Source organism: Amycolatopsis thailandensis (genome assembly GCF_002234405.1).
GTDB lineage: Bacteria > Actinomycetota > Actinomycetes > Mycobacteriales > Pseudonocardiaceae > Amycolatopsis > Amycolatopsis thailandensis.
On record NZ_NMQT01000176.1, the window covers coordinates 1 to 11,160 of the forward strand.

Consider the following 11,160-nt stretch of genomic DNA (forward strand, 5'->3'; position numbering starts at 1 on the left):
GTCCTCTGAATGCGATCGTTGCCCACGCAACTACCGCATTCAGAGGACGAAATGCGTGTGGTCAGTAGTAGTAGGGGAAGGCCGACCAGTCGGGGGAGCGCTTCTCCAGGAAGGAGTCGCGGCCTTCGACGGCTTCGTCCTGCATGTACGCCAGCCGCGTGGTCTCGCCGGCGAAGAGCTGCTGCCCGACCAGGCCGTCGTCGGTGAGGTTGAACGCGTACTTCAGCATCCGCTGCGCCGTCGGCGACTTGCCGTTGATCGCCCACGCCCAGTCCAGCGCCTCGGCCTCGAGCTCCGCGTGCGGGACGGCGGAGTTGACCGCGCCCATCGCCTGCATCTGCTCGGCCGTGTACTCGCGGCCGAGGAAGAAGATCTCCCGCGCGAACTTCTGCCCGACCTGCTTGGCCAGGTACGCCGAGCCGTAGCCGCCGTCGAAGGAGCCGACGTCGGCGTCGGTCTGCTTGAACCGCGCGTGCTCGGCCGAGGCCAGCGTGAGGTCGCACACCACGTGCAGCGAATGCCCGCCGCCCGCCGCCCACCCCGGGACCACGGCGATGACCACCTTCGGCATGAACCTGATCAGCCGTTGGACCTCGAGAATGTGCAGCCGTCCGGCCCTGGCCGGATCGATCGTGTCGGAGGTCTCCCCGTCCGCGTACTGATACCCGGAGCGTCCGCGAATACGCTGGTCACCACCGGAACAAAACGCCCAGCCGCCGTCCTTCGGCGACGGGCCGTTCCCGGTGAGCAGGACGCAGCCGACGTCCGAGCTCATCCGCGCGTGGTCGAGCGCGCGGTACAGCTCGTCGACGGTGTGCGGACGGAAGGCGTTGCGGACCTCGGGACGGTCGAACGCGACACGCACGACACGTTTGCCCGAACGGCTCTCAGCGGAGCGGTGATAGGTGATGTCGGTGAAGTCGAAACCTTCGATCTCGGTCCACAAGGCGGGGTCGAACAGCTCGGAAACCTGGGCGTCATCCACGTTTGGGAGAATAGGACGTGTGGCCGTGAGTCGTAGAGTGAAACCCGAGGTCTGCCGGTGAATCCTTCCACCGCGCAGGCCAGGGTGATCGTCGACGAACTCGTCCGCAACACCGTCTCGCACGTCGTCCTGTGCCCGGGCTCCCGCAACGCCCCGCTGTCGATCGCGCTCTACGACGCGGCGGCCGCCGGACGGCTCCAGCTGCACGTCCGCATCGACGAACGCGGCGCCGCCTTCCTCGCCCTCGGCATCGCCGCGCGCACCGGCCGCCCCGTCGCCGTGCTGTGCACCTCGGGCACCGCGGCCGCGAACTTCCACCCCGCCGTCCTGGAGGCCGACCGCGCGGGTGTCCCGCTGATCGTGCTGACCGCCGACCGTCCGCCCGAGATGCGGGCCGCCGGCGCGAGCCAGGTCATCGACCAGCACCACCTCTACGGCAACGCCATCCGGTACTTCGACGAGCTCGCCGTCGCCGAACGCCGCGCCGGGCAGAACTCGTACTGGCGCGGCCAGATCTGCCGCGCCTGGAACGCCGCGTACGGCGAGTGGCGCTGCGGGCCGGTGCACCTGAACATCCCGTTCCGCGAGCCGCTCGTCCCCGACATCAACGATGACGGCGAGTGGTACGAGTCACTCGAAGGGCGTCCCGACGGCGCCCGCTGGACCGAGCTCCCCGACTTCGGCGCGCTTCCCTCGTTCGTGGTGCCCTCGGCCCGGCACGGCCTGGTCATCGCGTGCGACACCGGTGTGCAGGCCGCCAGCGAATGGGCCGAGCTGCACGGCTGGCCGGTCGTCTCCGAGACCGGCGGCATCGGGATGGCGGGCGCGACGGCGATCTCGTCCGGCGCGTGGCTGCTCGGCGTCGAGGAGTTCATCTCGCGGCACAAACCCGAACAGGTCCTGTGCATCGGCCGTCCGACGGTGTTCCGGCAGGTCCAGCGGGTCCTGTCCGATCCCGACGTCGAAGTGCTGCTGGTCCGGCCCGATTCGGACTGGCCCGCGCCCGCGCACAACGTCCGCCAGGTCGGCCAGTGGTTCGACGAGCCGACCAAACCGGCCGATCCGGAGTGGCTCGCGGGCTGGCAGCGCGCGGACAAGGCCGCGTCTTCGGCGGTGGCCGAAGCGCTGGCCGCCGAGCCGTGGCCGAGCGGGCTGCGCCTGGCCACCGAGCTGGTCGACGCGGTGCCGGAGGGGTCGCTGCTGGTCGTCGGCTCGTCCAACCCCACCCGCGACGTCGCGCTCGCCGGACGGCTGCGGCCCGACGTCCTCGTGCACCGCAACCGCGGCGTCGCCGGGATCGACGGCATGGTGTCGACCGCGATCGGCGCCGCGACCGTCCACAGGGGACATTCGTACGCCCTGCTCGGCGACCTGACGTTCCTGCACGACGCGAGCGGCTTGCTGACCGGCCCCGCCGAACAGCGCCCCGATCTGACGATCGTGGTGCTCAACGACGACGGCGGCGGCATCTTCTCCCTGCTGGAGCAGGGCGCGCCCGAGCACAACGCCGGTTTCGAGCGGGTTTTCGGGACGCCGCACGGCGCCGACCTCGGCGCCCTGTGCGCCGGTTACCGCGTGCCGCACGTCGTCGCGGAGACGCTCACCGAGTTCCGCGCGGCGCTGAAGCCCGCGCCGGGGCTGCGGGTGGTGGAGGTCCGGGTGGACCGAACGCGCCACCGTGAGCTGCACGCGCGCCTCCGTACGGCGGTTTCCTCCGCCGTACGCGCTGTCTAGGCGTTTCGCGTCTCAGTCCAGAAGGTAGGAACCCCTCCTTCGGACGTGTCTGGGCGATGATCGTCTGGATAGTTTCGAGCGCGCTGACAAATCCTGGGAGGATTCGCAATGCGCTTGAAGACTCGCGCCGGCTTCGCCGGATTGACCGCGGGCGTCGTCTCGGTGCTGCTCGTGGGCACCGCGGCCGCCGCGCCCGCGCCCGGCTCGATCGGGATCGGTGACCCGTACTACCCGCACGCCGGGAACGGCGGCTACGACGTCGGCCACTACGACCTGCGGCTGACCTACCAGCCCTCGACCGACCTGCTGTCCGGGTCGACGACGATCCTGCTGACCGCGACACAGGACCTGTCGCGGTTCAACCTCGACTTCGGCCTGAAGGTGTCGAGCGTCCGGGTCAACAACCGGCCCGCACAGTTCGCGACGTCGACCGACGGCACCGGTGAGCTGAGCGTCACCCCGGCCACCCCGCTCAAGAAGGGCCAGACGGCGACCGTCGTCGTGGCCTACGCGGACACGCCGTCGAAGGTCAAGATCGACGGTTTCACCGCCTGGAAGAAGACCCCGGACGGCGCGCTGGCCGTCGACGAGCCGCAGAGCGCGGCCTGGTGGTTCCCCTCCAACGACCACCCGACCGACCTGGCCACCTACGACATCTCGGTCGAGGTCCCCAACGACGTCGCGGCGCTGTCGAACGGCACGCTCGTGCGCAAGACGGTGCAGCGGCCGGGCTGGACGCGCTGGAACTGGCGCAGCACCAAACCGCAGGCGACGTACCTGACGTCGCTGGAGGTCGGCAAGTTCGAGGTGAACGAGCAGACCACCCCGGACGGCAAGCCGTTCATCACCGCCTACGGCGCCGACCTCGGCGAATCGCTCGGCGCGGCCAAGGCCAGCATCGAGCGGACGCCGGAGATCACCGAATTCCTCGCGTCGAAGTTCGGGCCCTACCCGTTCGAGGCGCAGGGCGGCGTCGCCACCACCGGCATCACCTTCGCGCTGGAGAACCAGACACGGCCGGTGTACGGCGCCCGGGCGTTCCGGTCCGGCTCCAACACCTCGGTCGTCGCGCACGAGCAGGCGCACCAGTGGTTCGGCGACAGCGTCACGCTCGGCAAGTGGAGTGACATCTGGCTGAACGAGGGCTTCGCCTCCTACGGCGAGTTCCTGTGGTCGGAGGAGACCGGCGAGGGCACCGCCGACGAACTCGCCCAGTACATCTACGACTCGCAGCCGGCCGACGCCGCGTTCTGGCAGGTCCTGCCCGCCGACCCGGGCGCGGACAAGCAGTTCGACGCGGCCGTCTACGACCGCGGCGCGCTCGCGGTGCACGCGTTGCGCAAGGCTGTGGGCGACGACACGTTCTTCCGGATCCTGCAGACCTGGCAGCAGGTGAAGAAGAGCAAGTCGGCGGTCATCCCGGAGTTCATCGCGCTGGCGGAGAAGATCTCGGGCAAGCCGCTGTACGACCTGTTCCAGACCTGGTTGTACACCAAGGGCAAGCCCGCGGTGGGTCCGAACGGCGTGCCGGCCGCGGCTCAGCGGGCCGCTGTGGCCCCGGTCGCACCCAAGTCCTACCCGCAGATCAAGGCGACCCATGAATTCCTCGGCGAGCGACACGCCCACTGACGGGTAGCGCTACGCTCGCGGCGTGACGGCCAAAGCGGAGCGGGTGAGGCGCATCGGGTGGTATGCCGCCCTCGTTGTCGCCTCACTCGTCACCGTGCTCGGTGTCTCGCTGCTGTTCGCCGCCTTCCGCAACGACAGCGCGATCGAAGCGCAGCTCGGCCAGGCGACCGCGCAGGTCGAGTCGGTCGCGTTCGACCGGACGATCATCAACTACGCCACCCCCGACGGCATCATGCACAGCCCGTCCAACGGCGTGCTCTACCCGGCCGGGCTGGCCGCCGGGCAGCTGGTGAACATCGAGTACGACGCCGGCGACCCGGAACTCGCGCGGGTGGCCGGGCGCTCGGCGTCGAACACGCTGCTGCCGCTGGGCAGCATGATCTTCTTCACCTGGCTGATCGCCGGTCCGTTGCTGTGGTGGATCCGGCGGCAGAACGCCAAAGCACGCGTGTCGTCCGTCTGATCACGCGTGTCGTCCATCCAGTCACGAGTGTCGTCCCTCTGATCACGTGAGTCGTCCGGATCGGTCCGCCGCGCCCGCTGTGCGGCATCGGCGAACGCGCGTGATCAGACGGACGACACGCGTGATCAGACGGACGACACTCGTGATCAGAAGGCGAACTCAGCCGACCGACTCCTGCCACCAGCCCAGCACCTCGTCCGCCACCCCGGGGGCCGCGACCAGGAGCGCGTCGACGGGGAGGGCCGTGCCTTCCCCGTGCCGGTCCAGCACCACCGCCCCGGCCTCGATGGCCAGCGCGACCGAACCGGCGACGTCCCACTCGCGGTAGCTGTGCAGCACCGCCGCGGCCGCGTGCCCGAGCGCGACCTGCGCGATCGCCAAAGCGGCCGAGCCGAGCACCCGGACCCCGGCGTGCGCGGCGGCGGCCCGTTCGATGAACTGGCCCATGCCCGGCCAGACACCCTTGCGCGTGAGTTCCGTGCAGACGATCGCCCCGGCGGTCCCGCGACGGTCGGCGAGCGTGATCGGCTTGCCGTTCGCCCGGGCGCCGCGGCCGCGCGCGGCGGCGTAGATCTGGGCGCGGTACGGGTCCGCGACCACGCCCACCACCGGCCCCGACGCGTCGATCAGGGCGAGGCTGTACGCGCACCAGGGGACACCGGCGACGTAGTTCGCGGTGCCGTCGACCGGATCGACGACCCAGCGGTACTCGGCGACGTCGGCACCGTGGTCGGCGCCGAACTCACCGCCGACGACGGGGATGCCGGGGAACTCGGCGGTCAGCACGCGGCGGGTGTGGCGTTCGAGGATCCGGTCCGTGTCGGTGACCCAATCGAAGGGTGAGTCCCTCGGATCGGGCTGGGCACCACGGCCCGCGGTCGCGGTGATCACGTCGGTCGCGTCGTTGGCCAGCCGCCCGGCCACTTCGAGGGCCCTCGACAACAGCCCGGGCTCGACGGGCTGAGGCGGCCTTGACGACAGGAGGGTCATGCCTGCCTAGTGTGGCCGAAACTGGTTTACGGAACACGACCTTGAGATGACATGTCGTCTGTTCCGTTTTTGTTGGCGTGGGCGTCACAACCGGATGCGAAAGTGATCGTCGTGCGAGTCGCGATAGTCACCGAAAGTTTCCTGCCCCAGGTGAACGGCGTGACCAACTCCGTGCTCCGCGTCGTGGAACACCTCCGCGACCGCGCGCACGACGTGCTGATCATCGCCCCGGGGCCGGGCCCCGGGGAGTACCTCGGCGCCCCGGTCGTGCGCATCCCCGCCCTCGATTTCCCCGGCGTGAACTCTCTACCGGTCGGCGTGCCGACCCGGACGGTGCTCACCGCGCTGGCCGATTTCGGGCCGGACGTGGTGCACCTGGCGTCCCCGTTCGTGGTCGGCGCCCGCGGGCTCGCCGCGGCGAGACGGCTGCGGGTGCCGTGCGTCGCGGTGTACCAGACCGACATCGCCGGATTCGCCGCCGCGTACGGCTTCGGCATCGCCGCCCGCGCGGCCTGGCGCTGGGTGCGCCGCCTGCACTCGCGGGCCGACCGCACGCTCGCGCCGTCGTCGGATTCGGTGGCACAGCTGAAACTGCACGGGATCCCGCGGGTGCACCGCTGGGCGCGCGGCGTCGACATCGAGCGGTTCTCGCCGGTCCACGCCGATCCCGCGTTGCGCGCCGAGCTGGCGCCGAACGGCGAACTGCTGGTCGGGTTCGTCGGCAGGCTCGCGCCCGAAAAGGAGGTCGAGCGGCTGACCGCGCTGGCCGGGGTCGACGGGATCCGCGTGGTCGTCGTCGGCGACGGGCCGGAGCTGCCGATGCTGCGCGAACGGATCCCGGGCGCGGCGTTCCTCGGCGCTCGGTACGGCGAAGAGCTTTCCGCCGCGTACGCGAGCCTCGACGTCTTCGTCCACACAGGACCGCACGAGACGTTCTGCCAGGCCATTCAGGAGGCGATGGCGTCCGGGCTCCCGGTGCTCGCGCCGGACGCGGGCGGCCCGAAGGACCTGGTGCTGCCCGGTCGTACCGGCTATCTGCTGCCCGCCGATCGGGCCGGCTTCGCGGCGGCGCTGGTGGACAAGGTGAACGACCTGCGCGACGAAGCCCTGCGCGCCAGGCTGGGGGAGAAGGCGCGCAAGGTGGTGCTGGGCCGGACCTGGCCCGCGGTCTGCCACGAACTGATCGGTCATTACGAAGCCGTTCAGGGCAAAGTCGCTCGCGCGGCGTAAAAATGCACATCGTCCAGCTGGCCAACTTCTACGGGCCACGCTCGGGCGGGCTGCGGACGGCGCTGCACCATCTCGGCGCCGGCTACGTGGCCAGCGGACATCAGGTGACCCTCGTGGTGCCGGGTCGGCGCTACGCGGACGAGACGCTGCCCTCGGGCGTCCGCCGGTTTTCCCTTCCGGCACCGCGGATCCCGGGGACGGGCGGCTATCGCGCGGTCGATCCGCACCGGGTTCGCGCCGTGCTGAAACGCCTCGAACCGGACAGACTGGAAGTGTCCGACAGACTCACGCTGCGCGGTATGGGCGTCTGGGCGCGGCGCAACGGCGTGCCCAGCATGGTGATCTCGCACGAGCGGCTGGACAGGCTGCTGGAGCAGTTCCTGATGCCGGAGCCCGTCGCGCGGCGCGTCGCGGACGTCGCGAACCGGCGGATGGCACGAGGCTACGACACGGTCGTCTGCACGACGGCGTTCGCCCGCGTGGAGTTCGACCGGATCGCCGCGCCGAACGTGCGGCGTGTCCCGCTCGGCGTCGACCTCACGACGTTCGCGCCCGCCCGGCGCGACGACGGCTGGCGGCACACGCTGTCCGGGAACGCGGACGCGCTGCTCGTCCACTGTGGACGCCTGTCGCCGGAGAAGCACGTGGAGCGCAGTGTGGACACCGTCGCCACGTTGACCGAGGCAGGGCACCGGGTACGGCTGGTGATCGCGGGTGACGGGCCTCGGCGCCGGGCGCTGGAACGGCGGGCGCGCGGCCTCCCGGTGACCTTCCTCGGCTTCCTCGCCGGACGCGGCGACGTCGCGCGCCTGCTGGCCAGTGCCGACGTCTCGCTCGCACCCGGTCCACATGAGACGTTCGGGCTGGCCGCGCTGGAGGCGCTCGCTTCGGGGACGCCGGTGGTGGTCTCGGCGTCGTCGGCGCTGCGGGAGATCGTCCGTCCCGGCTGCGGTGCGGCCGTCGACGATCAGGCCCCGGCGTTCGCGGGCGCCGTCACCGAGCTTTTGAAGAAACCGGAGCTCACTCGGCGTGCGGCGGCGCGGGCGCGAGCGGAGGAATTCGCCTGGCCGAGATCGGTCGAAGGAATGCTCTCCGCGCTCATCTGATCACGCCAAGATCATTTGTATCTTCTTTGTACAACCGGCATTCATCGTCCCCTCACGCCATCGAGCGAGAGGACGGCACGTGAGGTTCGAAGTACTGGGCACGTTCAGCATCTCTTCGGGTTCGCGGTCGGTCCCGCTGCACGGCCGGATGAGAAGAACGCTCCTCGGCGTGCTGCTGGTCCGGGCGAACACCTTCGTGCCGGTGAACGTGCTCACCGAGGCCCTGTGGGACAGCCGATGGGAGCCGCGGGCGGTGCCGAAGCTGCACTGGCACGTCCACAAGCTGCGCCAAGCCCTGCCCGAAGGCGACCGGCTCGGGTACGACAACGGCGGCTACCGGCTGGAAGTCCACCCCGGCGAACTCGACGTCGAAACCTTCGAGACGCTCGGAAGCCAGGCGCTCAAGTCCGCGGACCCCGCGCAGCGCGCGTCCCTCATCCGCCAGGCCCTCACGCACTGGCACGGCGCGCCCTACGACGGCCTGGACGTCCCGATGCTTTCGGACGAGACGATGCGTCTCTCGGAGCACCGCCTTGTCCTGCTCGAAGAGCTCTACCAGGCCGAACTGGCCCTTGGACGGCACGCGAGCGCGGCCGTCGAACTGACGGACCTGGTCCGGCGGCATCCGCTGCGGCAGCGTGCCCAGTACCTCCTGATGGACGCTCTTTGGCGAGCCGGCCGCACATCCGACGCGCTGGCGGCGTACCGGCGTGCGCGCCGGTTCTCGGTCGATCAGCTCGGCCTCGAACCGGGGCCGGAACTGCGGTTGCTGGAGCGCAGGATCCTCGCCGGCGAGGTCGCGGGGGCCGGTGCGCACCGTGCCCCGGCGTTGCTTCACCGGACCAGGTGACCCTACGGGGCGTCGCTTTGCTCCCGCTTGGCCGAAGTGTCTCAGCGGAGCCGGGTTAGGGTTCGGGCATGTCCCGAGCGAGTCTTGACAAGGATCCGCACGAAGTCGCCGCCATGTTCGACGACGTCGCGGACGGCTACGACCGCGCGAATTCGTTCATGACCTTCGGCTTCGACCGCCGCTGGCGCACCATCACCGCGCGGGTGCTGGACGCCAAACGCGGCGAGAAGGTGCTGGACCTCGCGGCCGGCACCGGCGTGTCCACCGTCGAGTACGCGCGCAACGGAGCCTGGTGCCTCGCCGCGGACTTCTCGGTCGGCATGCTCAAGGCCGGCAAGCATCGCGGCGTCCCGATGGTGGCCGCCGACGCGTTGAAGCTGCCGTTCGCCGACGACAGCTTCGACGCGGTGACCATCTCGCTCGCGCTGCGGAACTTCGTCGACACCAAGGCCGCGCTCACCGAGATCGCGCGCGTGGTCAAACCGGGCGGCCGCCTGGTCATCTGCGAGGTGTCGACGCCCACATTCCCGCCGATCCGGTTCCTGCACCGCAAGTTCATCCTGCGGCTGCTCACCTGGGTCGGCAGCCGGACCTCGTCGAACCCCGAGGCCTACTCCTACCTGGCCGAATCCATGCTGGCGTGGCCGGATCAGCGGACGCTGGGGGAGATCATCGCGAGCGCCGGGTGGACCGAGGTGGAGTGGCTGAACCTCACGTTCGGCGTCGTCGCCATCCACCGTGCCAAAAAGCCCTCCGTAAACTCGCGGCCATGACACGTCGCAACCCTGACCACGACGCCGAGGTCATCGTCGTCGGTGCCGGTCCGGCCGGGTCCACCGCCGCCACGTACCTCGCCCGCGCGGGCGTCGACGTGCTGCTGCTGGAGAAGACCGAGTTCCCGCGCGAGAAGGTGTGCGGCGACGGCCTGACCCCGCGCGGCGTCAAGCAGCTCATCGACCTGGGGATCGACACCAGCGAGGACGCGGGCTGGGTGCACAGCCGCGGCCTGCGGATCCTCACCGGCGAGCTGACGCTTGAGCTCGACTGGCCGGACCTGACCAGCTACCCGCCCTACGGCGTCTCGCGGACCCGGCAGGACTTCGACGACCTGCTCGCGAAGACCGCGGTCAAGGCGGGCGCCCGGCTCTACGAGCGCACCACCGTCACCGGCGCGATCACCAGCCCGACCGGCCGCGTGATCGGCGTCGAGGCGAAGGTCGGTCCGGAGAAGACGCCGGTCAGCTACCGCGCGCCGCTGGTCCTGGCCTGCGACGGCGTCTCCGCGCGGCTCGCGCTGAGCGTCGGCATCCAGAAGAACGAGAAGCGCCCGATGGGCGTCGCGGTGCGGCAGTACTACAAGAGCCCGCGCCACGACGACCCGTTCATCGAGGGCCACTTGGAGCTCTGGGACCGCTCGGACCCGCGCGACCCCAAGCTGCTGCCCGGCTACGGCTGGGCGTTCCCGCTGGGCGACGGCACGGTGAACGTCGGCCTCGGCATGCTGTCGACGTCGGCCGCGTTCCGCAGCACCGACTACCGCGCGCTGCTGCGCCAGTGGCTCGACGGGACGCCCGAGGAATGGGGCTACCGCGAGGAGAACGCCATCGGCAAGGTCGGCGGCGCCGGTCTCCCGATGGGCTTCAACCGCACCCCGCACTACCGCGACGGCCTGCTGCTGCTCGGCGACGCGGGCGGCATGGTCAGCCCGTTCAACGGCGAGGGCATCTCGGCCGCGATGGAGTCCGCGCAGCTGGCTTCGGAGTTCGTCGTGCAGGCGCTGGCGCGCCGCGAAGGGCCTTCGCGCGAGCGGGCGCTGGAGGGCTACCCGCGCGCCGTCGGTGAGCTGATGGGCGGCTACTACCGGCTCGGCAACGTGTTCGCGAAGCTGATCGGGAAGCCGAAGGTCATGCACGCCGCGACGAAGTACGGACTGCGGATCAACTCGATCCTTCCGTTGGTCTACAAGGGACTTTCGGGCTGCTACGACGCCAAGGGCGGGGACGGCGTCGACCGCCTGATCGCCGCTCTGGCCCGCGCCACGCCCACCCCGCGCTGACGCCGGGCTGAAGGGGCCCTTCACCGCGTGAGACGCGGTGAAGGGCCCCTTCGCCGCATCTCACGCGGGGAAAGTCCCCTTCAGCCCCAGCTCAGGGGGTTGTGGCGCGTCGGTCCC

10 protein-coding genes are annotated in these 11,160 nt (G+C 70.5%); 8 read left to right on the forward strand and 2 right to left on the reverse strand.

All coding sequences use genetic code 11. The features are described 5' to 3' along the window. Positions 1–61: 61 nt before the first annotated feature. On the reverse strand, positions 62–985 hold the full coding sequence (locus CFP71_RS39660) for a 1,4-dihydroxy-2-naphthoyl-CoA synthase (RefSeq protein WP_093939033.1): 924 nt from the start codon (positions 983–985) through the stop codon (positions 62–64). Between the two features lie 57 nt (positions 986–1,042). Between CFP71_RS39660 and menD the strand changes: the two genes are divergently transcribed. From menD to CFP71_RS39675, 3 genes are all read left to right on the forward strand, one after another. Next, a complete protein-coding gene (gene menD, locus CFP71_RS39665; protein ID WP_167406440.1) occupies positions 1,043–2,719 on the forward strand; it encodes a 2-succinyl-5-enolpyruvyl-6-hydroxy-3-cyclohexene-1-carboxylic-acid synthase in 1,677 nt (558 codons plus the stop codon). A 108-nt stretch (positions 2,720–2,827) separates the two neighbouring features. Continuing rightward, the gene (locus CFP71_RS39670; RefSeq protein ID WP_093939035.1) at positions 2,828–4,348 is read left to right on the forward strand and encodes a M1 family metallopeptidase; all 1,521 of its coding nucleotides are present in this window, start codon (positions 2,828–2,830) and stop codon (positions 4,346–4,348) included. A 22-nt stretch (positions 4,349–4,370) separates the two neighbouring features. Beyond that, the gene (locus CFP71_RS39675; protein ID WP_093939036.1) at positions 4,371–4,811 is read left to right on the forward strand and encodes a DUF3592 domain-containing protein; all 441 of its coding nucleotides are present in this window, start codon (positions 4,371–4,373) and stop codon (positions 4,809–4,811) included. A gap of 159 nt (positions 4,812–4,970) precedes the next feature. On the opposite strand, the gene CFP71_RS39680 is transcribed toward CFP71_RS39675, so the two are convergent. After that, on the reverse strand, positions 4,971–5,801 hold the full coding sequence (locus tag CFP71_RS39680) for an inositol monophosphatase family protein (RefSeq protein ID WP_093939037.1): 831 nt from the start codon (positions 5,799–5,801) through the stop codon (positions 4,971–4,973). Between the two features lie 159 nt (positions 5,802–5,960). On the opposite strand from CFP71_RS39680, the gene CFP71_RS39685 reads away from it, so the two are divergent. The 5 genes from CFP71_RS39685 (at position 5,961) to CFP71_RS39705 (ending at position 11,043) form a co-directional block, all read left to right on the forward strand. Then, positions 5,961–7,031, forward strand: a complete 1,071-nt coding sequence (locus tag CFP71_RS39685) for a glycosyltransferase family 4 protein (protein WP_279629268.1) — start codon at positions 5,961–5,963, stop codon at positions 7,029–7,031. Positions 7,032–7,033: 2 nt separating this feature from the next. Beyond that, entirely contained in the window at positions 7,034–8,137 is a 1,104-nt protein-coding gene (locus tag CFP71_RS39690; RefSeq protein ID WP_093939038.1) for a glycosyltransferase family 4 protein, read from the forward strand. Positions 8,138–8,216: 79 nt separating this feature from the next. Continuing rightward, entirely contained in the window at positions 8,217–8,987 is a 771-nt protein-coding gene (locus CFP71_RS39695; RefSeq protein ID WP_093939039.1) for an AfsR/SARP family transcriptional regulator, read from the forward strand. A 68-nt stretch (positions 8,988–9,055) separates the two neighbouring features. Further along, positions 9,056–9,760, forward strand: coding sequence for a demethylmenaquinone methyltransferase (locus CFP71_RS39700; RefSeq protein ID WP_093939040.1), 705 nt, complete (start codon positions 9,056–9,058; stop codon positions 9,758–9,760). Beyond that, on the forward strand, positions 9,757–11,043 hold the full coding sequence (locus CFP71_RS39705; RefSeq protein WP_020633185.1) for a geranylgeranyl reductase family protein: 1,287 nt from the start codon (positions 9,757–9,759) through the stop codon (positions 11,041–11,043). Before CFP71_RS39700 ends, CFP71_RS39705 begins: the two co-directional genes overlap by 4 nt. Positions 11,044–11,160 lie beyond the last annotated feature (117 nt).